Annotated in this window: 27 protein-coding genes; 13 read left to right on the top strand and 14 right to left on the bottom strand. The window is 59.7% G+C overall.

What is annotated here, in order from left to right:
• The first annotated feature begins 96 nt into the window (after positions 1-96).
• Positions 97-1,023, top strand: a complete 927-nt coding sequence (locus tag NT137_05745) for a radical SAM protein (protein ID MCX6652841.1) — start codon at positions 97-99, stop codon at positions 1,021-1,023.
• On the opposite strand, the gene NT137_05740 is transcribed toward NT137_05745, so the two are convergent.
• The 3 genes from NT137_05740 to NT137_05730 all read right to left on the bottom strand — a co-directional run bounded on the left by NT137_05740 (position 986) and on the right by NT137_05730 (position 2,960).
• Positions 986-1,939: a prenyltransferase gene (locus NT137_05740; GenBank protein MCX6652840.1), complete on the bottom strand. Its 954-nt coding sequence runs from the start codon at positions 1,937-1,939 to the stop codon at positions 986-988. The genes NT137_05745 and NT137_05740 overlap by 38 nt on opposite strands.
• Before the next feature lie 110 nt (positions 1,940-2,049).
• The gene (locus NT137_05735) at positions 2,050-2,190 is read right to left on the bottom strand and encodes a hypothetical protein (GenBank protein ID MCX6652839.1); all 141 of its coding nucleotides are present in this window, start codon (positions 2,188-2,190) and stop codon (positions 2,050-2,052) included.
• 242 nt (positions 2,191-2,432) lie between these two features.
• Positions 2,433-2,960, bottom strand: coding sequence for a GrpB family protein (locus tag NT137_05730; GenBank protein MCX6652838.1), 528 nt, complete (start codon positions 2,958-2,960; stop codon positions 2,433-2,435).
• A gap of 286 nt (positions 2,961-3,246) precedes the next feature.
• On the opposite strand from NT137_05730, the gene ilvB reads away from it, so the two are divergent.
• The 4 genes from ilvB (at position 3,247) to NT137_05710 (ending at position 7,269) form a co-directional block, all read left to right on the top strand.
• The gene (gene ilvB, locus NT137_05725) at positions 3,247-4,923 is read left to right on the top strand and encodes a biosynthetic-type acetolactate synthase large subunit (GenBank protein ID MCX6652837.1); all 1,677 of its coding nucleotides are present in this window, start codon (positions 3,247-3,249) and stop codon (positions 4,921-4,923) included.
• A gap of 75 nt (positions 4,924-4,998) precedes the next feature.
• Positions 4,999-5,988, top strand: coding sequence for a ketol-acid reductoisomerase (gene ilvC / locus NT137_05720; GenBank protein ID MCX6652836.1), 990 nt, complete (start codon positions 4,999-5,001; stop codon positions 5,986-5,988).
• Between the two features lie 174 nt (positions 5,989-6,162).
• Positions 6,163-6,804: a DUF1638 domain-containing protein gene (locus tag NT137_05715; GenBank protein ID MCX6652835.1), complete on the top strand. Its 642-nt coding sequence runs from the start codon at positions 6,163-6,165 to the stop codon at positions 6,802-6,804.
• A gap of 93 nt (positions 6,805-6,897) precedes the next feature.
• Positions 6,898-7,269 (top strand): cyclophilin-like fold protein, encoded by a 372-nt coding sequence (locus NT137_05710; GenBank protein MCX6652834.1) that lies wholly within the window; start codon positions 6,898-6,900, stop codon positions 7,267-7,269.
• A gap of 8 nt (positions 7,270-7,277) precedes the next feature.
• On the opposite strand, the gene NT137_05705 is transcribed toward NT137_05710, so the two are convergent.
• The 5 genes from NT137_05705 to nadX form a co-directional block, all read right to left on the bottom strand.
• Positions 7,278-8,288: a hypothetical protein gene (locus NT137_05705; protein ID MCX6652833.1), complete on the bottom strand. Its 1,011-nt coding sequence runs from the start codon at positions 8,286-8,288 to the stop codon at positions 7,278-7,280.
• A gap of 89 nt (positions 8,289-8,377) precedes the next feature.
• Complete coding sequence (locus NT137_05700; protein ID MCX6652832.1) at positions 8,378-9,739, bottom strand: TldD/PmbA family protein; 1,362 nt, start codon at positions 9,737-9,739, stop codon at positions 8,378-8,380.
• Positions 9,740-11,116 carry a TldD/PmbA family protein gene (locus NT137_05695; protein MCX6652831.1) on the bottom strand — a complete coding sequence of 459 codons (1,377 nt, stop codon included), beginning with the start codon at positions 11,114-11,116 and terminating at the stop codon, positions 9,740-9,742.
• Positions 11,116-12,201, bottom strand: a complete 1,086-nt coding sequence (locus NT137_05690) for a Xaa-Pro peptidase family protein (protein MCX6652830.1) — start codon at positions 12,199-12,201, stop codon at positions 11,116-11,118. Before NT137_05690 ends, NT137_05695 begins: the two co-directional genes overlap by 1 nt.
• Before the next feature lie 66 nt (positions 12,202-12,267).
• Positions 12,268-13,083 carry an aspartate dehydrogenase gene (gene nadX, locus NT137_05685; GenBank protein ID MCX6652829.1) on the bottom strand — a complete coding sequence of 272 codons (816 nt, stop codon included), beginning with the start codon at positions 13,081-13,083 and terminating at the stop codon, positions 12,268-12,270.
• Positions 13,084-13,169: 86 nt separating this feature from the next.
• Here nadX and NT137_05680 point away from each other — a divergent pair, with 86 nt between their 5' ends.
• The 8 genes from NT137_05680 (at position 13,170) to NT137_05645 (ending at position 20,413) form a co-directional block, all read left to right on the top strand.
• Positions 13,170-13,574, top strand: coding sequence for an archease (locus NT137_05680; protein ID MCX6652828.1), 405 nt, complete (start codon positions 13,170-13,172; stop codon positions 13,572-13,574).
• 7 nt (positions 13,575-13,581) lie between these two features.
• Positions 13,582-14,541 carry a diphosphomevalonate decarboxylase gene (gene mvaD / locus NT137_05675; protein MCX6652827.1) on the top strand — a complete coding sequence of 320 codons (960 nt, stop codon included), beginning with the start codon at positions 13,582-13,584 and terminating at the stop codon, positions 14,539-14,541.
• A gap of 57 nt (positions 14,542-14,598) precedes the next feature.
• Complete coding sequence (locus NT137_05670) at positions 14,599-15,585, top strand: carbohydrate kinase family protein (protein MCX6652826.1); 987 nt, start codon at positions 14,599-14,601, stop codon at positions 15,583-15,585.
• The gene (locus tag NT137_05665; GenBank protein MCX6652825.1) at positions 15,579-16,415 is read left to right on the top strand and encodes a phosphoribosylglycinamide formyltransferase; all 837 of its coding nucleotides are present in this window, start codon (positions 15,579-15,581) and stop codon (positions 16,413-16,415) included. Before NT137_05670 ends, NT137_05665 begins: the two co-directional genes overlap by 7 nt.
• 9 nt (positions 16,416-16,424) lie before the next feature.
• On the top strand, positions 16,425-17,546 hold the full coding sequence (locus NT137_05660) for an HAD hydrolase family protein (protein MCX6652824.1): 1,122 nt from the start codon (positions 16,425-16,427) through the stop codon (positions 17,544-17,546).
• Between the two features lie 141 nt (positions 17,547-17,687).
• The gene (locus NT137_05655; protein MCX6652823.1) at positions 17,688-19,697 is read left to right on the top strand and encodes a hydantoinase/oxoprolinase family protein; all 2,010 of its coding nucleotides are present in this window, start codon (positions 17,688-17,690) and stop codon (positions 19,695-19,697) included.
• A complete protein-coding gene (locus tag NT137_05650; GenBank protein MCX6652822.1) occupies positions 19,698-20,039 on the top strand; it encodes a hypothetical protein in 342 nt (113 codons plus the stop codon).
• The gene (locus NT137_05645; protein MCX6652821.1) at positions 20,036-20,413 is read left to right on the top strand and encodes a hypothetical protein; all 378 of its coding nucleotides are present in this window, start codon (positions 20,036-20,038) and stop codon (positions 20,411-20,413) included. Before NT137_05650 ends, NT137_05645 begins: the two co-directional genes overlap by 4 nt.
• A 22-nt stretch (positions 20,414-20,435) precedes the next feature.
• Here the strand turns inward: NT137_05645 and NT137_05640 are convergent, their stop codons facing one another.
• The 6 genes from NT137_05640 to NT137_05615 form a co-directional block, all read right to left on the bottom strand.
• A complete protein-coding gene (locus NT137_05640) occupies positions 20,436-20,756 on the bottom strand; it encodes a hypothetical protein (GenBank protein MCX6652820.1) in 321 nt (106 codons plus the stop codon).
• A 9-nt stretch (positions 20,757-20,765) separates the two neighbouring features.
• Positions 20,766-21,251, bottom strand: a complete 486-nt coding sequence (locus NT137_05635; GenBank protein ID MCX6652819.1) for a hypothetical protein — start codon at positions 21,249-21,251, stop codon at positions 20,766-20,768.
• Positions 21,248-21,922 (bottom strand): hypothetical protein, encoded by a 675-nt coding sequence (locus NT137_05630; protein ID MCX6652818.1) that lies wholly within the window; start codon positions 21,920-21,922, stop codon positions 21,248-21,250. Before NT137_05630 ends, NT137_05635 begins: the two co-directional genes overlap by 4 nt.
• An 87-nt stretch (positions 21,923-22,009) precedes the next feature.
• Positions 22,010-22,327, bottom strand: a complete 318-nt coding sequence (hgcB, locus tag NT137_05625) for a mercury methylation ferredoxin HgcB (protein MCX6652817.1) — start codon at positions 22,325-22,327, stop codon at positions 22,010-22,012.
• Positions 22,324-23,304 (bottom strand): mercury methylation corrinoid protein HgcA, encoded by a 981-nt coding sequence (gene hgcA, locus NT137_05620; protein MCX6652816.1) that lies wholly within the window; start codon positions 23,302-23,304, stop codon positions 22,324-22,326. Before hgcA ends, hgcB begins: the two co-directional genes overlap by 4 nt.
• Before the next feature lie 4 nt (positions 23,305-23,308).
• The coding region (locus NT137_05615; protein ID MCX6652815.1) for an HgcAB-associated protein at positions 23,309-24,660 on the bottom strand (1,352 nt) is incomplete at its 5' end.

Here is a 24,660-nt window from a genome sequence, read left to right as displayed (position 1 = left end):
ACCATCATCTCACCGAGATAGCATTCCTTCGCGGACGCAAATAGGCTTCGATTCTGCCCCACGGATTATATATTGCGCGATTGTTGAGAGAGTCGCATGAGCAAGCTGATGTCCGTGCGGCAGATCTTCTACTATGGCGGCTGGTTCCTCCGCTCCAAGCTGGGAAAGAAGAGGCCGCTGGTCAACACCATGATCATCAACTACAACTGCAACCTGCGCTGCAAGCATTGTTCCGTGGCGGCGAATGAGGACAGGCTGCCATCACCCCACCAGATACCCTACGAAGATGCGGTCCAGGAGATGAAGGAGCATTTCGAGCGCGGATGTCGCATCCTCTTCTTCGAGGGCGGCGAGCCGACGCTGTGGAAGGATGGGGAGAAGGGGCTGCGGGACCTGATCCGGGCGGGAAGGCAAGTGGGCTATTTCGTCATCGGCTATACCACCAATGGAACCAATGTCATCTGTGAGGACAGCGACGTCATCTCGGTGAGCCTGGACGGCCCCAGGGAAGTGCACGACTGCATCAGATGCGAAGGAGTGTACGACAAGCTCATGGCCAATCTGGAGAGCACCACCCACCCCAACATCTTCGCCAACATGGTAGTGATGCGGGACAACCTGGACCAGGTGGAAGCCACCGTACGCCTGGCCGCGGCCAACAAGCACATCCGCGGCATCATGCTCAACTTCATCACCCCTCCCCCTCAGGAACTTGCCCTCACCCTGGATGAGAAGAAACAGGTGGTGGCGCTGGCCCTTCGACTGAAGAAGGAGAAGCTGCCCATCCTCAACACCACCAAGGCCCTGAGGGACATGCTGAAGGAGGACTTCCTGGAACTTTGCCCGGATTGGGTTTCGGTCTTCGTGCTGCCCGACCGCTCGCATTACTATGGCTGCCCGATGCGCAACACCCCCGCCTGCAAGCAGTGCGGCTTCGACGCCGTGCGCGAGTACCGCCTGATCACGAAGGGATCGATGGGCACAATCATGCAAATGTCACGGCGCTTTGCAATGTCAAAATGATGACCACCAGGAACATGTGGGTCAGGGCGAGCTTGAATACTTCCAGCACCGGCCGGATCATCCAGAACTCGTCCTTCTTCTGCCGCAGATAGCGAATAGCCTTGAGGCTGAGAGCAATGGTCAGGAACAGCAGAACGTAGGTCCAGTTGATGTAGACCAATACCGCGCACAGCGCATACATGCACACCATCGCCCCCGTCATGACGCTCGTCGCGCCGTCGATGCCGAAGCGTACCACCAGATCGCGTTCGCCAGCGGCTTTGTGTGCCTCTCTGCCGGACATCTCGTCCACGATGCGCATGTTCATGACGTTCATTCCCACGGTTATGGAGATCAGCAGCATGGTCCAGCTGAATTGCTGCACGATGACGTAGTAGGAGAAGAAGGCCATGAAGGCGAAGGATAGACCCACGTCCAGCTCGCCCAGACCTCTCGAGCCAAGGTTGAGAGGAGGGGCAGTATAGAAAAAGGAGAGGAAGAACGCCACCGCGCCCATCACCAGGACCAGGATGCCTCCGAAGAGGACGATGGGCAGGGCGATGATGCATGCCACGGCGGCCAGGAAGAGGATGAGCCTTTTACCCCCTTTTTCCGTTATCAGGCCGCGGTCGAAGGAGTTGCCTTGCCAGTACATTTTCTGCGAGAACTCCCCCGAGGCACGCTGCTCGAAGGCGCGGTCGGTCATGGTGAAACGCACCTTGTCCGTGCCGCTCTTGTGATCGAAGTAGTCGTTGGTCAGATTCACGAACATCGCCAGGAAGAAGACGTCCAGGGGGATCAGGAGGGCCATCAGCCATTCCTGCCTGATCGTCAGAGCGAAGACCGCCCCGGTGATGGATGCCATGACGAACGGAAGCGTGTACGCCACGCGTAGCACGTTCTTGAATCGGTAGGCGAAGGCCCTGTCGTCGTTCATACGCTGTCCCAGTCCCTCAGTATCGTACGGCAGGACGAAAGGACCGCGAGGATTAAACCCTTTTGAACGCACGTTCGAATAACATCGAGCTGGAGGGGTTTGTCATCTGTTCACGATCGGATGTAGCCGTTCTGCGAGTACCATCGGACGTTCTGTCGCAGCCCTTCCTCCAACGTGTGTCTTGGCGAATAGCCAAGCTCCCGGCGGACCTTCTCGACGCTGTGCCAGCGGTCCACCTTGAAAGTGTCCATGGTCTGCACCCACCAGATGATCGGGCGACTTACGGAACAACTCGTCGTTCTGGACCAACCCCCAGATCTTTTACACGAACGAATCGCGGAGCAACTGGCTCCTGGTTGCCCGGTCGAATATCTCCCCCACGCCCATTTCTATCCGAGGATAATCGCGTTCCTTGCTCATATCTGATTCGCGTCCGACACGAATCCAAGCCACGTACCACTGCCGTGGCTTGTCCTGGAACTCGACCTCGGAACTAGTCCTGGCGCAGTTGAACCTGTTCACGCACCGCCCGCTGCAGGATGAGCTCGATCAAGTCCGTCTTGCCTTCCACGTACCTCTCCCTCTCGGTCGAATGCTTGGAGACGAGCAAGCGCTTAAGGCATTCGTATTCCTCCGCCGCCGACGGATGATCGATGAGGTAGTCACGGAACATGACATGCTTCCAGTAGTCCCAGCTTCTCTCCCTGACCAGGTGAAGGTGGTGCGTGCGAGGCATGCCTTTTAGGAAGAATAACCGACCGGGGTCATCATGAGGGACGTTGATGTATCCAAGCGGTTCCAGCAATCGGGCGAACCTGTCTCTCTGCTGAAGATCCTCGACGGCCACCAGGATGTCGATCACCGGTTTCGCGGCGAGGCCCGGCACGGCGGTGCTTCCCACGTGCTGGATGTGCAAGGCAAGGGGACCCATGACATCCAGGATTCTTGCCGCTTCAGAGCGGAAATCGTCCATCCATCTTGGATCATGGTCGCAGATGATGACGGCGTCCGGGTCGGTCATATTCGAATCTCTCTTTCGGCAAAGGTGGATGAATACTTGGAACCGCGCACGGCCGGGCTCAAAACGGCCCCGACGATCGGGACCTCAGCCAGCCTGGCCCATTGAGCCCAGTCAAGGAATCGTTATATACGAGGGTGACCATTTGCCTTGCCGTGCGAACGTCTATCACGTGCTCCGAGAGATCCGTCGTTTTGTTGGGCAGCACGGTGATCGTTGTTCTGGGCTAGAGGACATCCTCTTATCTGGGTGTCCTCAAGCATCGTGGTGAAAGAAGGAGGTACAGCTCTTGAAAGGCAGTAAGGCTCTGCTAACGTTGCTGGAACGAGAAGGCGTCGAGGTCATGTTCGGGTATCCCGGAGGAGTGGTCATACCTATCTACAACGACCTCTTGGACTCGAAGATACACCATGTGCTCGTCCGGCACGAACAGTGCGCGGCGCATATGGCGGATGGCTATGCTCGTGCTATTGGAAGAACGGGTGTGTGCATAGCCACGTCCGGACCAGGCTCCACTAACCTGGTGACAGGGGTCGCCACCGCTTACGCCGACAGCTCGCCCATGCTCGTGCTCACTGGTCAAGTGGCCACTCACCTCATCGGCAGCGCGGGATTTCAGGAAGCGGACACCTTCAGCCTGATGATGCCCATCACCAAGCACAACTTCCGGGTGCTGGACCCGAAGGACGTTCCAGAGGCGATAAAACGGGGCATGAACATCGCCCGGACCGGGCGCATGGGACCGGTGCACGTCGATCTCCCAATGGATGTCATGAACGGCAACGTGCCCGAGGACCTGATGGAGTTGGAGTATCCCGTTCCACAGCCAGCGGAGGACTTCTCGGGCATGCTGGAGGCGGTGCGAACGCTGCTGAACTGCGAGAGGCCGGCCTTCCTGGTCGGTGGAGGGGCCATCTGGGCCAACGCCGGGTCGGAGGTGGCCAAGCTGGCCGAATTGCTCATGGCACCGGTGACCACCACCATCATGGGCAAGGGCATCATTCCCGAAGATCATCCACTGTGCATGGGCCTACTGGGCATGCACGGCCGAGAGGCTTCGAGGAAAGCCATACTGGAATCGGACGTCATCCTGGCCATAGGCACCAGGTTCTCGGACCGCACCATCCCCCATGCCAACGAGATACCCATGACCACCAAGATCATCCACATCGACATCGACCCCGTCGAGGCGGGCAAGAACCCAAGGACCAAGGTGCGGCTGATCGGGGACGCCAAGAAGGCGCTGCAGCAGCTGATCAAGGGCGTAGGCAAGGGGAAGAGCGATACGCCCTGGGCCAAGCGGATGAAGGAGATCAGGGCGAAGTGCAGCTGCAACATCGATATCGATGGCCAGCCGATCAAGCCTCAGAAGGTTATCTATGAGCTGGGCAAGATTCTCACTGACGATACCATCATCACCACCGAGGTGGGGCAGAACCAGATGTGGGCAGCTCACTTCTTGAAGGTGAAACATCCCCGGCATTTCATAACCTCCGGCGGCTTCGGCACCATGGGATTCGGCTTCCCAGCATCCATCGGAGCGAAGATCGCCTTCCGCAACAAACCGGTCATAGACATCGCTGGGGATGGCAGCATCCAGATGGTGTTCCATGAGTTCGCGACGGCGGTGAACGAGAAGCTTCCGGTGATGGTCGTGGTCATGAACAACGGCTGGCTGGGCATGGTGAAACAGTGGCAGAAGCTGTTCTGGGACAAGCGCTACTCCGCCACGGCCCTGACGGGCAATCCGGACTTCGTGGCCCTGGCGAAGGCGTTCAGCGCAGATGGCGTGAGGGTAGAGAAGCCCTCCGAGCTGCGCGAGGCGTTCCAGAAGGGCCTGCGCTCGGACGTGCCGTTCCTGGTGGACGTCATCACGGACCCAGAAGAGGATGTGCTGCCCATGGTGCCCGCCGGTAAGATGAGCAGCGAGATCGTGCGGGGGAACTGCAACTGGGCATGCAAATGAGCGAGCGGAGAACATTGTTTAATACGTATAGGGATTACCGACGAAAGAGTGCCAAGCGTTGACAAGGTGAAAGCAATGACGAAGATTTATCACGATTCAGATGCCGATTTGGGCGTGCTCAAGGGGAAGAAGATTGCAGTCGTAGGGTTCGGCAGCCAGGGGAAGGCACAGAGCCTGTGCCTGAAGGATTCCGGGCTCGATGTGGTCGTTGCCTTAAGGAAGGGCGGCAAGAGCTGGAACGAGGCCAAGAAGAACGGCATGAAGGTGGATGAGATCGCCAAGGCAGTGAAGGGAGCGGACGTGGTCATGTGCCTGTTGCCTGACGAAGTGCAGGGCGATATCTTCGAGAAAGAGATCAAACCGAACCTGAAGGATGGCGCGGCGTTGGACTTCGCGCATGGTTTCAGCATCGTCTTCGGCACGGTCAAGCCGCCAAAGAACATAGACGTGGTCATGATGGCGCCGAAAGCACCCGGTCCCAGGGAGCGCGAGGTCTTCGTAGAGGGATTTGGAGTTCCGGCATTGATCGCCGTGGAGCAGGACTATTCCGGGAACGCAAAGAAGATCGCCCTGGCCCTGGCGAAAGGGATCGGCGCCACCAAGGCCGGAGTCATAGAGACCACCTTCCGCGAGGAAGCGACCTCCGACCTCTTTGGCGAGCAGGCGGTGCTCTGCGGAGGCGTGACCGCTCTGATCGAAGCGGGATTCGAGACCCTGGTCAAGAACGGCTACCAGCCCGAGATAGCGTATTTCGAGTGCCTGCACGAGCTGAAGCTCATCGTCGACCTGATCCAGAACGGCGGCATGATGAAGATGTGGACCTCGGTCTCCAACACCGCCGAGTATGGCGGTCTATCGCAGCGCGACCGGCTCATCACCGCCGAGACCAAGAAGACCATGGACCAGATGCTCAAGGACATCCAGTCCGGAAGGTTCGCCAAGGAATGGCTGGCCGATGCCTCCGGCGGCATGAAGAAGCTCCAAACCATGGAAGATGCCGAGGCCAAGAGCAGGATCGAGGTCGTGGGCAAGGAGATACGCGCGCTCTTCGAGATGAAGAAATAGGACCTCTTCTCCCGAAACGCCTTCCTTTCTATCCATTTGTCCAGATGCCTTTGCGTGCAGGAAGGATCTCAACCGGGTTGCATTCCGCTTGACGATCATTTTGGATAGCAGAAGTAAGCAAACCATAGAATACACGCAACTCGCCTCCCCATGACAATATCGGGAAGGAATGGAATGAAGATCGGCATCGTGGCCTGCGAGACCTTCCGGCGTGAGTTGGAGTTCATCACGGCCGGAGATTCGGACATCGTGCACCGCGAGTATCTAGAGTTCGGATTGCACGAGTACCCGGAGGAGCTGAAGCGGACCGTGATCCAGAAGGTCAATGCCCTGCAGGGCAAGGTGGACGCGGTCTTCCTGGGCTACGGCATATGTCAATCCCTGAAGGACGTGGGCAAACAGCTGCAGGTGCCGACGATCATGATCGGAGCGGACGATTGCGTGGGAGCCTTGCTCACCCAGAAGGAATACGACCGGGAGAGGAAAATATGTGCTGGCACCTGGTTCGCCACCCCTGCCTTCTGCGAGATGGGTGAGGAGTGGTTCCGGAAGCGCATGCTGCAACAGATGGGCGAGGAGAGCGTGAAGCAGCTGGAAGCACAGGGATATGACACGGACTGGTTCCTGCATCGTCTGTTCGATGGCTATTCCCGCGCCCTGTTCATCGATACGGGCATCGGCGACCGGGAGTACTTCGAGGGGCTGTCCAGGCAATTCGCGACCAAGCTCAACATGAGGCATGAGTGCCGTTTGGGTACGTTGGACGTGCTGCGGGCGGAGATTGCGGCCACGAAGCGGCTCGCCCAGCAGACTTGAGTGACGATAGCAGGCTGCGACCAGGCGATCTCACTGGGCAAGGGTCAGGAAAAGAGCTATTATCCGACGGACCCTTGGCGGGAGCGGGATGCCATGAGCAAGCGCATGCTGATGAAGACCCCGCTTCTTGACGTGGAGGTCGAATTGAACGATTGTGCCACGGCGGACGCCATCTGGCTGGCATTGCCCTTCGAGGCCTACGTCAACGTCTGGGGCGAGGAGATCTACTTCGAGATCCCGGTCGACATGAAGCTGGAGAACGGCAGGAAGCTCATGGAGGTGGGAGAGGTGGCCTTTTGGCCCGAAGGCAAGGCACTATGCTTCTTCTTCGGCCCCACGCCGGTGAGCAGCGGACCGCAGCCTGCCGCCTATAGCCCGGTAAGTCCAGTGGGCAAGGTCACCAGCGATCCTTCGACGTTGAAGGAGATCGGCGACCGGACCCCCGTGTCCCTGGAGAGGCTCTGATCGCTTCATCACAAGGATAGAACGATCTTCATACCTCTGGCGTTCGGCTTGGTCAAAACGCGCTGCAGGCGCAGATCGTCGATGACGGAAAGGCAATGATCCAGCGACCCTTCCTTCGCATATGCGGCCACGATACCGGTGTCATCGTGCACGCCCACGATGGGGCAGCACTTGACCCGGAGGGTGGACATGAGGCGGTAGATGTCGTTCCCTCCACCGAAGCGACGTATCTCCGCCACTTTGGAGCCGAGCAGCTGCAGACGGTAGATGGAATCGCCCATCTTGGCCAGGTCCGATTTGATGGCCGCGGGCATGAGCTTCATCAGCACTTCCAACGCCTTCTTCTCCCGGTCCTTCTGGTCTATTTGCACCATCCTGTCTGCATCTAGCACATCGGGATTGGAGTTGGGAGGGATGAGGATGATCGAACCCTCCTCTGGCAAGGGCGTCCGGCAGGCGATCTCCAGCTCGTCCGTGACCACCATCAATCCTCCGAAGAGGGAGCCAGCCACCCGAACACCGGTGTCCGGACGCTTCATGAGCAGACCGTCCTTCTCCCGGGCCAGATTGTAGCTGACCACCCGCCGTAGCTCCCTCTGCCCCAGCTTCCTTCCCAAGGAAGCGTTCATACCAGCGGCCACCCCGGTCAACAGCTCGGGCGTGGCATCGAAGGGAACAGCATCCTCATCTGGCGAGGTGATGGCGTAGGCCCCTTCGAAGTGAAGGATGGAGGCCAGGCATTTGCACATGTGCTCGACCGGCCGAGGCGTTCGCAGTTGGAACTGCCATTCTGAGGCAGGCGTGAGCTTGAGGGACAGATGCAGGTCGACCGCCAGGCCGATGCCTCCACCTCCCGGGGTTGAGGAGTACTTCATGGTCGAGTCGATGGTAGCCAGATCCAGACATAGGGGGACCCGAACGGAGGCGACCTTGGCCCCCTCGATCTTACCAGAGGTGGGATATGGTCCTCCGACTGGCTCGCCAAGATGCAGCATCTGCTCTTCCATAACGCCGTCCAAGAAACCTTCTATGGCAGCGACCTAGATTAGAACCTTGCCGCTCGGCTATCGAAAAATGGAAAAACGAACTGGATGCCAGACTACCGCGTTCACTCGCTGCCTACCAGCTCCAGTCCGGAGAAGCAGACGGTGGGGAGGATATGCGGTCCCGAGACCACTTGATCGTTGGCCACCCCTCTCACGTTCATCAATGCTTCGAACATGTTGCCAGTGAGCAGGCAGTGGTCGATGGTGCCTTCGATCTCACCCTTCTTGATGAGGTGAGCGCAACGCACCTCCAGCGCGAAAGCCCCCGTGATGGGGTGCACATCTGGCGACGAGAACTTCTGGACCAAGATGCCTTCATCGATCTCATCCACCAGCGCTTCTACCTTCTTCGACCCGGGGGACATGATCAGGCTCAGCGGCGAGATGTGCACCGGCATCTGATATTGACCCATGGGCTCGATAGTCGACCGGCGCAAGCCGTTGCCCGTGCCCTCGCTGGAGCTCATGGCCGCGTTATAGCTGTCGTTCAAATACCCGCGCAGAACCCCGCTCTCGACCAGGACCTTGCGTCTGGTGGGCGTGCCTTCGTCGTCATATGCCGAGCCGAGCAGCCCTCGACCATCGAACGGGTCATCTATCAACGTGACACCGCTCTCCGCGCACGCCTGCCCGATCTTGCCCATCCACGGGCTCCGGCGGCGGTTCACGTTCTCCGCGCTCAATGCATAGTCCACCGAACCGAGGAACAGCTCTGAAAGTTCGTGCGGTGGGACGAGAACATCCATTTTCCTTTTTCCCTTGAAGCTCCTGGCCTTGGAGGCGGCCAGGGCCTTCGTCCTTAATCCCAGACCTAGTGCGTCCGGCTGGAATTGCCCCAATCTCGATGAGAAGAAGAGCTCCGCCCCCTCTCCCCGTTTGCCGCCCGTGCACATGGAGGTCACATGCAGATAGAGACCGGTGTTCCGGCGCTGCACTTCCGTACCGTTGGAGTTGCCAAGCCATGCCTCGACCAGGGAGGCGCGCACCAAGCCATTGGGCACCTTCACCTTATGCCCAGCGGTGGCGGAGGAAACCATGCTCATCACCAGATCGGCCAGCTCCTCACCATCCAGATCGATGATGTCTCTGTCCACGGAGCTGAACTGCTGCTGAGATTTCTGCGGATAGGGAAAGTGCTTGAAGATGCGGTCTTGCGGCACCAGTACCGAGGAGCGTACGGCTGAGCTTGCGCAAGCGGTCACATCCACGTCGGCAGTGATGAATGACGCGGATTGCCCGATTCTCTGGTCCTTCATCGTTCTCATCCCCAGGCCCAGGTCAGTGCGGGATTCCACGCTCTTGATGCGCGAGTCATCCACGTACACGGTTATCGCCTTGGAGCGGCTGACGTAGGCTTCGGCCTCTTCCGCCCCCTCCCCTTTGGCGGCCTTGATCGCGATGGCGGCGATATCCTGCAGGTCCATTCAACCCCCTCCCAGAATCGCCTTGGAGCGGCAGTGAGGACCGCCAGATGACACTGGGACGAAGTCCTCGATGCCCTTGCCGCAGGTTCCCCCGTCCAAGCTGACCTCCTTCCCCACGGCATCCGTGGTCTTGAGAATCTCCAGCGCTTTCCCCGTGACGGCGAAGCCCTTCAGCATATCGGTGATCCGTCCGTTCTCGATGAGGAAGCCCCGAAGAACCTGGGCCTCGAAACCCCCGCCCACCGGGTCCTCCATGCCGCTGATGGCCCGATCGGTCAGTACTCCGAACTTCACCCCTTCGATCATCTCTTCCAGTTTCCAGTCACCCGCCTCGAAATAGGTGTTGGTCATGCGCACGAACACCCGCTTGGAGGTGCTCTCCGCCCGGCCGTTGCCCGTCGGCGGCACGTCCATCTCCGCCGCCGTCTCCAGACTGTGCATGTATCCTTTGTACACGCCATGGTCGATTATGGTCGTTCTGGATGAGGGCGTGCCTTCGTCATCGAACGGTATGCTGCCATATGCTCCGGGCACGGTGCCATCGTCCACCATGGTGACGAGCTCGCTGGCGACCTGCTTGCCCACCACCTCACTGAGGAACGAGCGCTTCTTGACGATCTCATCGCCTTCCGACGCATGGCCCATGACCTCATGTGCCAGCAGCCCGGAGATCAGTGGGTCAGTGATACAGGTATGGTAGCCGGAGGGGCATTTCTTGGCTTTCAGCATCTTGATCGCCTCCTCGGCGCAGCTCCGCCCCATGGCAACGACGTCCGTTCCCTGGAACAGGCCATAGCCTCCCGTTCCATCTACCATCTTGTAGAAGGCCTCCATCCTCTGACCATCGGAGGAAACGGACTGAGCCATCAGTCGCCCCCGGACCTCTTGCCATTTGATGCTGGAACCGAAGGAATCCATGACCAGGCTGTCCTTCACTTGCTCCAGGTACATGGCGTTGGAGTTGACGATGCGCTCATCACTGCGCTGGGCCTTGTCCAGATCAACGACGAGCGACAACTTCTCCTCCAGGGGGACCTGGTCCGGATGCTTCTGGATCTTGGGCTTGAAATCAGCCTGGACCGCCTTTCTTTCCGGGATGCGCACGCCTTTGGCCGTTCCGACCCGGGCGTTGACGGCCGCCTTGTCCGCCGCAGCTAGTACCTCCTTCTTCTCCAGCGTGGAGCATGAAGCATATCCCCAGGAGCCGCCAGCTCTGGCCCTCAGGCACAGTCCTCCCAGGGTATCGCGGGACAAGGTGCGCACCGACCCGTCCACCACGATGATGCGGAGGAACCCGACCCTCTGCCGGCGCGCATCGCAGAAATGCGCTCCCTGGTCCCGCATGCGTTCTATCGCGGCCTGCATGACGTCTTCCATCAGATCACCTTCAATTCCTTCTTCGCGTTTGTGAGGACCTCACAGCCGTTCTTGGTAACGAGCACCACGTCCTCTATGCGCACGCCGCCCTCTCCAGCCGCGTACACTCCTGGCTCGACCGTGAGCACCATGTTCTCCTTCAGGACGAGGTCGCTCTCCTGGGACATCTTTATCCCATCGTGCACGGACAGCCCCAGGCCGTGGCCTAGGGAGTGATTGAAAAGCCCCTTGAACTCGGAGCTTTCGATGACCCGGCGGGCGGTGGAATCCACGTCCTTGCCCTTCGCTCCTTCGCGCATGCACTCGATGCCCAGCCTCTGAGCCTCGAGCACCACCTCGTACATGCGTCTCTGCCTCCTATCAACGGAGTGGAAGTAGTAGGTACGGGTGAGATCGGAACCGTAGCGATGGCATAGCGCTCCGAAATCGAATAGCGCGCACTGACCCTTGCGCAGCTGATCTTCCCCCGGGACATGGTGCGGTTCCGCCGCGTTCGCACCGAAGGAGGCGTTAGTACTGAAAGAGGGGGCGCTGGCTCCCTTCTTCTGCATCAAGTAGTTGATCTCCGCCGCCGCCTCGTATTCTCTCAACCCCTCATGCAACATCCCTGGGATGAGGTCGGCCACCTCGGAGGTGATGAGGCAGGCTTGGCGCAGGTGCTCTATCTCCGCCTTGTCCTTCACCGCCCGGACGGTCTCGATGCTCTTCCAGACGTCCACCACCTCCGCCTCGGTGAACTTCTTAAGGTCGCTCAGCTGACGAAGGGTCAATCCAGAACCGCTCACCCCCAGCCTTTTTGTCTTCTTCAGGGCGTCCTTGAGCATCTGCTCTCTCTCCACCCGGTTCTTGAACACGTAAAGCTCGGCATCGGTGGATCGGGCGCTGGTCTCCTCCAGAATCGAGACGAACATCTCCGACCGGCCGTCCGGCCAAAGCAGTACCACGCAACCTTCGAAGAGACCAGATGTGGCACCGGTGGCGTAGAAGAAGTTGATGTCGAGATTCGGTTCTACATCGTTGATGATCGCGACCGCGTCCAGGTCCTTCGGGACGTTCTCGAAAATGCGGAGGATGCGTTCCTTCATCGGCTCACTCGGCGGAGGAAGGTTTCTGAGGCGATTTAACCTTATGTCAGGCTCTCGCGAAAGAAATCATACCCCGATCCACACGTTGGTGGCGATGCTCTTCAAGGCCGCCACCGCCGACAGCGCGGCCAGGTAGCTGGTGGCCGGATTCCCAGGGAACGGGGTGTTGTGTATCTCCGCTCGGATCTCTCCGAACGGACCCTTGGCCAGGATGAGATGCGAATTCACCTCGGTCCTTGAATCGCAGACCAGGGTGACCTTGGTGTTCTCGAACCCCAAGGCCAGAAGGCTGACCGTGGCCGCCACGTTCACGTTCTTGGGGAACAGCCGGACGGCTTCTCGCGCCGGACCCTCGAAGAGAATGGTGCTTCCCTTGAGACCGTTGACGTCGATCCCCTTCTCCTTGAGATAAGGCACGTCCTGGAAGCTTCCTGGGCCCTTGGTGGTGATGAGATGCACCTCGTCTATTCGCCCTTGGGCGGAGCGTAGGCCATCCGTCCCGCAGACCGCGCCGGAGGGGATGTACAAGCGCCCGCCTTTCTGCCGCGCCAGCTGGAAGCATCGTTCGCGAAAGGCGTCGTCATGGAACGCCCCAACGCTCATGACCATTATGTCCCGACCTCGCTCCAAGCACATGGGGGCGAACTTCTTGGCCGCATCCTGGCTCGCCGCCTCGATGACCAGATCGACCTCGTCCATGATCCTAAGGATGATGTCATCGTCATAGCGGGTCAGCTTGGCCTTGGAATACTCCTTGGCCCGCGCCTCGGCCCGCTGCTCGTTCTTGTCGGTGATGTACATGCGGTCCACCTCCGGCATGTCCTCCGCCGCCCTGGCCAGGACATTGCCGATGGAACCGCATCCGATGATGAGCAGACGCATGGCCCTTCGAACGCGCATCGCCTTATTAGACTTTCTCGCCCGCCCGTCAAAAGCGTTTTAACCGTCGCGCTGCATGTCCAGAACGGATGCGCTACGAGCTCCTGGAACACACCGCCGACGTCATGCTCAAGGCCCACGGCGCCACCCTGGAGGAATGCTTCGAGAACGCGGCCTATGCGCTCTTCGACCAGATGGTGCACGCCTCTAGGATCGAGCCTCGGACGGAGATCTCCTTCGAGGTGAAGGGCGATGATCTGGAATCGCTGCTCTACGCCTTCCTCTCTGAATTCCTCTACATCCGGGACGCCAAGATGCTGGTGCTCGGCCAGTTCCGGGTGCGCATCGAGGGATTTCAGCTCTCTTGCCACGCCAAAGGAGAGAAGTTCGACGAGAAGAAACACGGACGGCGGCATGATGTGAAGGCGGTCACCTACCACATGCTGACGGTGGACCAGCAAGAGCCATCGGTCACGGTGCTGTTCGACATATGAGGTGCACATGAAAGCGTCTGCAATGGCCTATCCCATCCAGGGGCTGATCAAGTACCACGGGCTGAAGGACGAGGCCCTCCGTCTTCCGTATCACGATTCTATTTCCGTGTGCACGGCACCTATCCGCACCCTGACCACCATCGAGTTCGGCCATCAGGAGGACAGGGCGGAGTTCGACGGCAAGGCGGCCAAGGGGAGGGAGCTGGAACGGATCAAGGCCGTGGTCGATCCACTGAGGACCATGGCCAAGGAGAAGAGCGGCTTCCGCATGGTCTCGGAGAACAGCTTCCCTTCCAACATCGGTCTGGGGGCGAGCGCGTCGGGGTTCGCGGCCTTGGCGGTGGCCACGGTAGCGGCGTTGGACCTGGAAATGGGCCTGGAAGAGATCTCGCGCTTTGCGCGGAGGGGCGCTGGTTCGGCATCTCGGGCCGTCACGGGCGGCTTCTCGCGCTGGTTCGCAGGCACGGGGGATAAGGATAGCCACTCCCGGCAACTGGCTTCCCCGGAGCATCTGGACATGGGGATCGTCTGCGCTCTGGTCCCGGCCAAGAAGTTCACCGACGTCGCGCACCGTGAGGTTGCGTCTTCCCCCTTCTTCAAGGCCCGGCTCGAATACGTGGTCGAGGCGCTTGACAAGATGGAAAGGGCGATCTACGCCCGGGACATCGACCGCATATGCTCGCTGGCAGAGACGGACACCCTTCTGCTCCATGGCATAACCATGACCGGCATCGACGAACTGGTGCTCTGGCGCCCCGAGACCGTCAAAGTGATCTTGGAAGTGAAGCAGATGCGCCAGGATGGATTGCCGGTCTACTTCTCCATCGATACCGGTGCAACGGTCTACGTTAACTGCCGCCTGGAGCAGGTGAACGAGGTCCGGGGCCGCATCGAGGGATTGGGCCTCGAGACGCTCCGATGTACCGTGGGCGGTGAGGCCAAGTTGGTGCCCGAGCACCTCTTCTGAACTCCGTCGGCAGAAGAAACGATAAACTAGTCGCGGCTGCATTCTTCCGCTGTGAACATGATGGACGCGGTGGGCGTCGGTGCACTGAACCTGGACCTCATCTACCAGGTCAGCTCGCTCTCCTTGGGCGACCGGGCCTTCAAACCGGGAGCCGAGACCTTCGGCACTTCCAGACAGCTCTCCGAACTGATCCCTAAGCTAGGGCAGCGGGGGGAGCTTCGAGGATGCAGCGGCGGGGGTTCCGCGGCCAACACCATCTATGCCTTGGCGAGAATGGGGTTCGCCACTGGCTTCGTGGGCGTGGTGGGCGAGGACGAAGGTGCGGATATCATTTTGAAGGGGATGAAGGGCGTCGACCTCCAGAGGGTCCGACGCCAAGGGGAGAGCGGGGTATGTCTCTCGCTCATAGCCGAGGAGGACCGCGCGCTAATGGTCTGCCCGAACGCCAACGATCGTCTGGTCATCAACGAACACGATATCGAATACGTAAACCGCTTCCGCCTGGTGCACATGAGCTCTTTCGTGGCGGACGAAGGGCTGCGCCAGCAGGTGAAGGCTGCCAAGCGCCTTTCGGACCAGACCATCCTTTCCTTCGCCCCGGGGGAGCTCTACGCCCGAAGGGGAAGAAAGGCCCTCCGGTCTTTGTTGGAGCGCTCGGACGTGCTCTTCGTGAACGAGCGCGAGGTCTGGCATCTCACTGGAAAGAAGGACGAACTGGAGGCCGTGGAGGAGCTGCATGAAGAGGGGGTGAGCACCGTCGCCTGCACCCTGGGAGGCAAGGGATCGCTGGTGATGACCGAACAAGGGCTCATCAAGGTGCCAGCCATCAAGGCGGATGTTGTGGACAAGACCGGGGGTGGGGACGTCTACGCCGCCGGATTCCTTGCTGGCATGCTTCTGGAATGGAAGCCCCGTGACTGCGCTTGCTTCGGCGCGAAGGTGGCCGCCAAGAGCATTGGCGGGGTGGGCAGGAGCGCCTATCCCGAAGAGAGGGATGTTCAAGACCACGTAAGGGAGATGAAGGGGAGACGGAAGGAATGCTGAGATTGGGTTGGTTCTCCTCCGGCCGGGACGAAGCGGCCCGAAACATTCTCAGCACGGTCATTCGTAAGAAGGAGGAAGGGGTGCTGGACGCCTCCGCGGCATTCGTCTTCTGCAATTGGGACGAGAACGAGGAACCTCAGCATCCAGACTACGTGGAGCGGAAGAAGTTCTTCGAGCTGGTGCACGACCATGGCATCCCGCTCATCACCCTTTCCTGGAAGCGTTTCCGGGCCGAGATGAAGGGCGGGACCAAGGACGAATGGCGCGCCGCCTATGGCGAGAAGATGCGTACCTTGATCTATGGATATCCGTTCGAACTGGGTGTGCTAGCTGGGTACGCGCTAGGGATGGACAGCGATACCTGCACCCGCTTCGACCTCCTGAACCTGCATCCTGCTCTGCCAGGAGGACCGAGCGGTTCCAAGCAGGAGGTCATCCATAGAATCATCGCCACCGGGTCCGACCGGCATGGAGCGATGATGCACCTGCGCAAGCCGGACCGGGAGGAGGGACCGGCCCTGACCTTCTGTTCCTTTTCCCTTAGCACCCCCGAATACAAGAAGCTCTGGCAGGAGCAGGACGCGAAGATCGGCAAACTGTCAGTTGACCTCCTGCCCAAGGACGAGATCGAGGCGGGTCCCTTGTTCAAAAGGATGCGGGCGGACGGAGAGAAGCGGGAGCTGCCGTTGGTCACCTTCACCATCAAGCTCTTCGCGGACGGAAGCGTGACGGTCCGCAACGGAAAACTTTACGAGGAAGGCCGTCCCTTGAACGGGCCATACGACCTGACCCTGGCGGTCGATGAGGCGATCGCCCGGGGCGAGTTCTGAGGTGCGCGCGTGGACTTCGAGGGGTTGGAGGAAGTCATCGCCTACGAGGGCAAACAGTTCGTCACCGACCTAGAGGGGCCGATCACCAGGAACGACAACGCCTTGGAGCTGTGTGAGAAGTACCTGGAACGAGGAGCGAGATTCTTCGCCCTCATCAGCCGGTACGACGATGTACTGGCGGACGTGCTGCACCGCTCCGGCTACAAGGCGGATGACAAGCTTCGCCTCGTGCTCCCTTTCCTCAAGGCCCACGGCGCTACGGACCACGCCGTGTTGGAGTTCTCGAAGCAGCACGTAGCCATCCTCCCAGGCGCGGACAAGGCTATGCGTTTCATCCCCGAGCTCATGGCCTCCTTCATCGTGTCCACGAGCTACGAGCACTACGTGAGCGCGGTCTGCGATCGCCTCGGTTTTCCCTTCGAGAACGTTTTCTGCACCAGGGTCTCCCTGGACCAGACGCACATGGAGGATTGGGAGGCGAAGAACATCCAGACCATGGCGGAGGAGATCGCCGCTATGCCTTTGATCGATATTCCGGCCGGGGCGAAGACGCTCAAGGATTTCACTTCGAGGGACCAGAAGACCATCCTCCGCCTGGACGACATATTCTGGACCGAGATCACCGACCTGCCCTCCTTCCGTCTGATGATGGAAGTGAACCCTATAGGTGGGGAGGAGAAGGCGGCCGCCATCGTGGACATCTGCAAGAAGACTGGCATCGGCATCGAGGATACGATGTATGTTGGAGATAGCATCACCGACGTGCAGGCGCTGCGCATGGTCAAACGGGGAGGCGGTCTGGCGGTGGCCTTCAACGGCAACTCCCACGCGGTCAGGGAGGCCGATCTGGCCGTGCTCTCGAAGAACGCGGTGGTCACGTCCGTGCTCGCCGAGACCTTCTTCCGGGGGGGAAAGGATGCCTCCCTGGAACTCGTTGATCACTGGGACGCCGCTGGCATCAAGCGTTCCGGGGTGGTCCATGATTACCTAATCAAAGAATTGGAGCGCACCTTCCCAGGCGGACTGCCGAAAGTGGAGCGGGTGATGACGAGGAACCTGGAGGACCTCATTTCTCGGAGCACCCGGTTCCGCCGGACGATCAATGGTGAGGCCATCAAAAGCATAGGCTGATCTTCGCGTCTCGATGCGATTCCAGCAGTTCTCCCAGAACCTCATAAACCATTGTGCAAACCTATAATGAATGAGAACGCATTTCAGGTGAAAATCACGCAGCTCGGGACCGTTGACCAAGGGCGCACGGGAGGCCTGCACATGAACTTGGGACTAGGAATAGACACTGGGGGCACCTACACCGACTCAGTCATTATCGACCTTTCCAGCGGCAAGATCCTTAGCAAGGCCAAGGCGCTCACCACGCGCAACGACCTGGCCATCGGAATACTGAATTCCATAGACAAACTGGACCGAAGCACGTTCGAACACGTTCAGCTGGTGTCCGTTTCCTCTACTCTGGCCACGAACTCCGTGGTGGAGGGCAAAGGCTGCCGGGTGGGCCTGATCGTGGTGGGGCATGAGTTCAACCGGGCCATCCCGGTGGACGAATTGGTGGAGATCGTCGGGGGTCACAACCTCATGGGGGACGAGAAGGACCCCTTGGATACCGACGCAGCTAGGGAGTTCGTGGAGAAGACCAGGGACAAGGTGGACGGCTACGCCGTGTCGAGCTACCTGAGCGTGCGCAACCCCGAGCACGAGATTGCCCTCAAGGAGATGATGCAGTCCGTGACCGAGCACCCCGTGGTCTGCGGTCACGAGCTCTCTTCCCGACTGGGCTTCCACGAGCGCACTCTGACCGCGGTCCTCAACGCCAAGCTCATCCCCATCATCTCGGACCTGTTACTTTCGGTGAAGAAGGTCCTGGCAGAGCACAAGATCGATGCTCCATTGATGATCGTCAAGGGTGACGGTTCGCTCATGGGCGAGGTGGTGGCCAAGGAGAGACCGGTGGAGACCATCCTCTCCGGTCCGGCCGCCAGTCTCACTGGGGCCAAGTACCTGACCAAGGAAGAGAACGCGGTGGTGATCGACGTCGGAGGCACGACCACCGACATTGGCATTTTGCGCAACGGACGTCCCCGCCTGGACCCCGAAGGCGCCATGATCGGCGGCTGGAGGACCAGGGTGAGGGCGGCGGACATCTCCACCTCTGGAATAGGAGGGGACAGCCGGATCGTCGTGCACAACATGAAGACTTATCTCTCCCCTCTGCGGGTCGTGCCATTGTGCATCGCCCAGTCCATGTATCCCATGATCAAGCCCAAGCTGCTGAAGGCTCGCGAAAGCAAGCAGAGGCCGCAGGCGGCGCACACCGAGCTGGGGGCGGTGAACCAGATCACGGAGTTCTTCATCTTCTCCCGGGAGATCAAAGGCTTCGAGCTCAGCCTGGAGGAGCAAAGGCTGGTGGAGCTGGTGAAGCAAGAACCACGTTCCATAAACGAGGTCAGCGAGATCACCGGCGTGCATCCCTTCTCATACAACATCCGCCGGCTGGAGGAGCTCGGCCTGGTGCAGAGGATCGGCCTCACGCCCACGGACATACTGCATACCATGGGCAGCTACGTTGAGTACGATCCAGAGCCTTCGAAGATAGCGGTGGAGATCCAGGCCAAGGCGCTGGAGACGACGCCGGAGAAGCTGTGCGCCGACGTGAAACGCATGGTCATCGAGAAGATCGCCACCGAACTGCTCAAGAAGCTGGTCTATGAGGAGACCTCCGAGACCACCTACTGCAAGGTTGCAGGAGACTTCTTCGACAAGTTCGTGAACCTGGCGGACGGGATCGATTACTCTTGCAGGCTCAAGCTCAACAAGAAGATCATCGGGATCGGCGCTCCGGTGGAAGCGTACCTTCCGCAAGTAGCGGACAAGTTCCAGACCGAGCTCATACTGCCAACGCACATGGAGGTCGGCAATGCCGTGGGAGCGATCACCGGCAGCATCATCGAGACGGTCGAGATACTGGTGCGGCCGAAGCCCGGATTGGGCGTAATGGAGAACCCCGCCTGCCTGTACTTCTCTCCTACGGAGAAGAGGGAGTTCGAATCGTTGACCGATGCCATCGAGTACGCCCGCCTGGACGGCGGGAAGATGGTGCGAAAGCGCGCTGAGCTCGCTGGAGCGGAGAACATCGAGGTGGTGCTGGAGCGCGACGACATGCGGGCGAGCATGGGCTCGGAGTGGGGCGGGGACGTTCTGCTGGAGACCAGGCTCCTCATCACCGCCGTGGGCAAGCCCCGGCAGTTCCATGAGGTGAGGCGCTAGATGCTCAATGTGGTCATCTGCGGCGGTTACAGCCCGGGCGCAAGGGTGCTGCGAGCGGCGGTGCGCAACCTGGCCAAGTGCTCTGAGATCAGAGTGGTGACGCTCGGTCCGGCGCTGGCAGAGCTCGAGCGACCGATAGAGGAGATACGTGCCCTGGACCCGCAGAGCACCGTGGTCGTGGACGCCTGCGAGGGAGGATGCGGCAACCAAGGCCTCATACGCTTCGGCGTGCAGCCCAGGGCGATCATCTTTCTCAATAAATATCCAATGGTGAGCGAGAAGAACATCAAGGAGGCCGAGGCCTGCATAGCCAAATTCCTTCAGGAGATGAGGCCTCAATGAGAAAGGGTGTCTGCGTCTGCGGCGCCAATGGCGAACGAGGCTTCGTGCTGGAAAAAGTGATCGAGGAGTTCGCCAAGAAGAACCAGAGCCGCATCGTGCAGTTCTCCGTCTGCTCCATCGCCGTCTCTCCTTTGATGCTCTCCATGAGCGGGGTGGACATGAACCAGCTGGTCACTATCAACGGCTGTCGCAACCGATGCGCGGACCGCATCCTGGAGAAGAACGGGCAGAAGAGCAGCCGTTCCTGCGTTCTGGACGATGCGTTGCAGCGGGAGGTGGGGCCGTGCAGGATCACCTGCGAGTACTCGTTCGCTAATCCTCCAGAAGACGATATCAAGCGCTTCGTGGCCATTTGCACCAAGGCTTTGGATTGAGCCGGTCGAAAAGGATGAGAGCTCAACGGCTCTTCTTGATGCCCTGCTCTTTGTAGTAATCGTCCACCACTTTACCCATGTGGTCTGCCAGGGAGTGCTCCCGATACTCGTCACCGACCTCAGGCATCTCCCGCAGGAAGAACTCGTGGTCGCATTTGGCGCAGCGCACCTTGGGACAGCCGCTCACGGACATGGAACAGCCCCGGCAGGCGAACGTCCGGGCATAGGTCAGAGAGAAAATGAAGCCGCAGTTGGGACACTTCATCCGGCGGATCGATCGCATGGTGTTGGGGGTGAACCCCTTCGACTTCATCGCTTCCCAGTAACCGTCCATTCCTGGCATTGTGCTCCCTCACTTCTTGATGTGGTGTTCGATGCCCTTCTCTGTCTCGAAGTAGTCCTGAAGCACTTCCAGCTCCAGCCCATACTGCTTGATGACCTTCTGGATCCCGGCCCTGGTGGCATCGCGCACCTTGTCGTCCCAGATGCCATGTACGATGACATGGAGAATGACCTCCGCCTCTTTGAACTTGTTCTCGCTCAGCCCGGAGGTGAGCTGCACTCCCACTTCGAGGTCGACCAGACTACCCATCAGCGTTCCATCGGGCGTGTGCATGAACGCCTTCACATGGCCGATGAGGTCCGCACCCACCGAGAAGCATTCCTTGGTGACGGTGACGAGCAACGAGCCCATGAACTTCTTCGCATTCGCTGGAGAGATGCCCTTAGGATCGCGGATGCGCATCTTGGCCGCGAACTTTCCCAGCTCATCGGCCGCGCGATGCATCTCCAGATGCAGCTCCTCGTCTTCCTCTTTTGAATGATGACCCTGGCTCAAGCCCCGTCGCCCCCGTACTGCTTCCTGAGTAATTCCTTCTCCACCGCTTCATCGTAGCGGGGCGAGACCCTCTTCTCGATCACGTCCGCCACCTCCTTCAGCCCTTTCCCGGTGCGGCCGGAAACGAGCATTATCTCGGCTTTCTCATTGATGCCCCTGATGAGCTTGCGCGATTTCTCGATCTGCTCCTCGTTGGCGGCGTCCACCTTGTTAATGAGCACCACGTCCGCCTCGCGTATCTGCGTCTCTACCAGGCGTCTCACCGCGTTCATGAGCAGGTCCACTCGGACCGCATCCACCAGGGTGATGACCGGGGCATGCTCGATGATGACGTCGCTCTCCGCCTCCGAGTACTCGGCCGCTCGCTTCAATCCCCAGGGTATGGCCACTCCCGAAGGCTCGACGATGACGATGTCCGGCTTGAAGGTGTTGTGCAGAACGGCGATGGTGTTGGCGAAGGTGCCGGCGATCTGGCAGCAGATGCATCCGCCCGAGATCTCCCGGGCCTTGAGGCCGTAGGTCTCGATGAACTTGGCATCCACGTTGATCTCGCCCACATCGTTCACGATGATGGCTATGCGGTGCCCTCGCTGGACCAGTTCCTTGGAGACGTCGATGAGCAGCGTCGTCTTGCCGCTACCCAGAAAGCCCGCGATCTGCGCTAGCTTCATTCCGGTTCACTTCCGCCGCTAGAATCCATCGATAGAATGTCAATGTTTCGGTAGCTTGGACCGGTCCCCCCGACACAACTGGTGGCGTCAGCAGCACTCCAGGTCCTCGCAATCCACCCCTTTGCCGGTGAGAGCGGCCCGTATCATGGCAGCGGCGCAGCCCACGCTGCTGTTGACCACGATGGCTGCCGTCGGGCAGTTGCGAGCGCAGGCGCCGCATTCCATGCACGCCTCGTACCGCCGCATGACCGCTTTCTTCCCGTTCTGCACGAACACCCCGTGCGGGCATACTGAGCTGCAGACTCCGCATCCAATGCATCTCTTCTCCGCGTAGCGAAGGGTGTTCTTCTCACCGTTCAACGGCTCGAATACTATTTCCTCATCCCCAATCTCTATGAAGCTCATAGCACACCACCCATTCCAGCAAAATGGGAAACGATCCCAAGCACCACTCCGGCGACGAACATGATCGCCATGACCGGTATCCAACGGAAGATCTCCTTGCGCACGCCCGTTCTGGATGTGTAGGTCGAGCATCCGGTGAAGTTGAGCGCCAGGAATGAGACCCAGGGAGCCATCAGCAAAGCGAAGGCCAAGACCCTGACCACCAGCTCCAGGTCCACCGCATGTCCCAAGGTCAGGGAATAGAGAGAGAATGGCAAGGAGAGTAGAATGCCCAGTATCGTGCCTTTCGAGCTGAATTCATGGGTGGGCAGGAAAGGCAGGAGGAGCGGAAATAGAGCCACACCGCCCAAGATCACGGCGACCGCCGCCAGAGCTAGGACCAAGCCTCCCAGCAGAAAGGCCAGGAGCGAGAAGAAGGCCATGTACAGGAAGGTGTGCACGATCTCCACCGGCACCAGCACCGCCCTCTCCCTGAGCGTGAACGTCACCTTGCGCATCTCCGGCGTGGCCTTGCCTTGGCGCATGTATTCCGGAATGTCCTTCGCGCGCACCGGTCCCCATTGGACCTGGAAGCCCGTGCCCTTCTTCACGTCCAGGGCGTTCACTCCAGGAGCAGCTAGCTGAGGGAGAATGACCTTTCTGTGACTAACGACTCTATCGAGTTCGCAGTCCTTGATGCGCTTGATCACTTCCTCGGTACCGAAGGTGCCCTTGCCAGCCGCGCACCATACGTTGATGCCTTTCGTGTCCAGAACTAGGACATAGGCGCTCATTCCATCGAGGGAGGAGCGCAAAGCATCGAAGCTGAGCGTAAGATTCGCGGAAACGAAAACCGGGGATTCGGGCGAAGGCTCTCCCACCGAATAGAGGCCAGGAGCAACCAAGTGTTCGGAGCGCTTGTACCCCCAGCGAAAGAGGAAGTGATCCCACTTCTCCTTGGGGCCCAGCCGCGTCTCTATCCGTATTGTTGCTAACAACGGTTCACCTGCTACTCATCCCGGGCATCAGCCCGGCCACTTCCTTGACACGGTCCTCGAGCTTGTCTGCCTTGAAGATATGGATACAGCACACCTTCCCCTCTTTGTAGGAAAGAGCGATTGCTAGTTTGTCGTCCGCCTCGATTCCCATTTTGGACCGCACGTCCTTGGGAAGGACCATCTGTCCTCGTTCGTCGATGCCCACCACCGATTCCACCCGGTAGCCGTTCTCTGTCACCGAAGGGGCGCAGCACTTGCCCGCTCTCTTTGTGGTCATCTTGATCTGCCGGAGAATGCAATTCCCTCTATTTGAATATTCTGATATTTCACCGTATTTCTTCGTCGTGTCCACGACCGTCTTGATGTTCTCCAGCTTGGTCGACAGCGACGGGGGCACTTCGCAGCCCGAGGCTACGATGTAGCGGGAGTGCAAGCCCTTGGCGCAGAGCGCGGTCTTGACCTCCTGCAGCAGGTTCACGGTGGTCCGCTCGATCTTCTCGGTGGAGAAGCGCACGAAGGCCTGCGGATCGATGTTGCCCGCCACCAGGCAGGCGTCGGCGTAGCCCTTCATGATCGTCTCCTTGGCGGAGGGCGACCCCGGTATCAGCGGATACCAGGCCATGCTGTAGATGGCCGGCTTGAAGGCTTTGATCTGCGTGTCCAGGTGCGGCAGGTCGGCGCAGTTGTGTACGCAGAAGGCCATGCCGTTGTCCGCCGTGAGCTTGTTCAGGCCGCGGGCGTACTGCGACTCGAACTCCTCGTACTCCTGGTCTCCCAGACAGGAGTAAGAGGCCCAGAGATAGTCCCAGACCAGGCCGGCCGGCTTGGCGCGACCGAAGCCCTTGACCATCTCGGCATCGAAGGCGGTGATGTCCTTGAGCGCTTTATGCACCGCGGAGCGGTTGTTGTACATGTCCATGAAGACCTTCTCCGCTCCGGCGCTCTGGGTGAGGATCAGCAGCGGTCCCTCCAGGAACCCGGCCGTGATGACCTCTTTCCCCAGTCTCTCCGCGAATATCCTCGTGCCTTCGAGGATGACGTGGCTGCGTCCCTTGTTCACGTCCGGCGTGTTGGCGAACTTCGTCTCGTAGTCCTCCGGCTTCTTGACCAGCGGGTCCACCACGAACGGAGTGTTCTGCTCGTCCATGCGCACGCCGGCGCCAAAGTCCCCGGCGCACACGGACAGGTCCATCAGTCCGATGGCGAAGTCGTAGTCCATGGCCTTCTGTCCGGCTATGAAGCCTTCCGCGTACTTCCTTGGGTCAGAGCACCATTCGGCGTAGGTGGTCGGGGTGCTCAGCAGCCTGCGCTGCACGCCGGTGGCGATCGGATAGGCCGTGAGACGGTCGACCGGCT

The organism is Methanomassiliicoccales archaeon, from assembly GCA_026394375.1.
Classification (GTDB): domain Archaea; phylum Thermoplasmatota; class Thermoplasmata; order Methanomassiliicoccales; family UBA472; genus JAJRAL01.
Note: the sequence above shows the minus strand (reverse complement) of the source record. Positions and strands in the feature narration are given on the sequence as shown.

Coding starts and splice junctions, on each gene's coding strand:
- NT137_05745 (MCX6652841.1), top strand. CDS start 97: ATGAGCAAGCTGATGTCCGTGCGGCAGATCTTCTACTATGGCGGCTGG.
- NT137_05740 (MCX6652840.1), bottom strand. CDS start 1,939: ATGAACGACGACAGGGCCTTCGCCTACCGATTCAAGAACGTGCTACGC.
- NT137_05735 (MCX6652839.1), bottom strand. CDS start 2,190: ATGGACACTTTCAAGGTGGACCGCTGGCACAGCGTCGAGAAGGTCCGC.
- NT137_05730 (MCX6652838.1), bottom strand. CDS start 2,960: ATGACCGACCCGGACGCCGTCATCATCTGCGACCATGATCCAAGATGG.
- ilvC (MCX6652836.1), top strand. CDS start 4,999: ATGACGAAGATTTATCACGATTCAGATGCCGATTTGGGCGTGCTCAAG.
- NT137_05715 (MCX6652835.1), top strand. CDS start 6,163: ATGAAGATCGGCATCGTGGCCTGCGAGACCTTCCGGCGTGAGTTGGAG.
- NT137_05710 (MCX6652834.1), top strand. CDS start 6,898: ATGAGCAAGCGCATGCTGATGAAGACCCCGCTTCTTGACGTGGAGGTC.
- NT137_05700 (MCX6652832.1), bottom strand. CDS start 9,739: ATGGACCTGCAGGATATCGCCGCCATCGCGATCAAGGCCGCCAAAGGG.
- NT137_05695 (MCX6652831.1), bottom strand. CDS start 11,116: ATGGAAGACGTCATGCAGGCCGCGATAGAACGCATGCGGGACCAGGGA.
- NT137_05690 (MCX6652830.1), bottom strand. CDS start 12,201: ATGAAGGAACGCATCCTCCGCATTTTCGAGAACGTCCCGAAGGACCTG.
- nadX (MCX6652829.1), bottom strand. CDS start 13,083: ATGCGTCTGCTCATCATCGGATGCGGTTCCATCGGCAATGTCCTGGCC.
- NT137_05680 (MCX6652828.1), top strand. CDS start 13,170: ATGCGCTACGAGCTCCTGGAACACACCGCCGACGTCATGCTCAAGGCC.
- mvaD (MCX6652827.1), top strand. CDS start 13,582: ATGAAAGCGTCTGCAATGGCCTATCCCATCCAGGGGCTGATCAAGTAC.
- NT137_05670 (MCX6652826.1), top strand. CDS start 14,599: ATGATGGACGCGGTGGGCGTCGGTGCACTGAACCTGGACCTCATCTAC.
- NT137_05665 (MCX6652825.1), top strand. CDS start 15,579: ATGCTGAGATTGGGTTGGTTCTCCTCCGGCCGGGACGAAGCGGCCCGA.
- NT137_05655 (MCX6652823.1), top strand. CDS start 17,688: ATGAACTTGGGACTAGGAATAGACACTGGGGGCACCTACACCGACTCA.
- NT137_05650 (MCX6652822.1), top strand. CDS start 19,698: ATGCTCAATGTGGTCATCTGCGGCGGTTACAGCCCGGGCGCAAGGGTG.
- NT137_05645 (MCX6652821.1), top strand. CDS start 20,036: ATGAGAAAGGGTGTCTGCGTCTGCGGCGCCAATGGCGAACGAGGCTTC.
- NT137_05640 (MCX6652820.1), bottom strand. CDS start 20,756: ATGCCAGGAATGGACGGTTACTGGGAAGCGATGAAGTCGAAGGGGTTC.
- NT137_05630 (MCX6652818.1), bottom strand. CDS start 21,922: ATGAAGCTAGCGCAGATCGCGGGCTTTCTGGGTAGCGGCAAGACGACG.
- hgcB (MCX6652817.1), bottom strand. CDS start 22,327: ATGAGCTTCATAGAGATTGGGGATGAGGAAATAGTATTCGAGCCGTTG.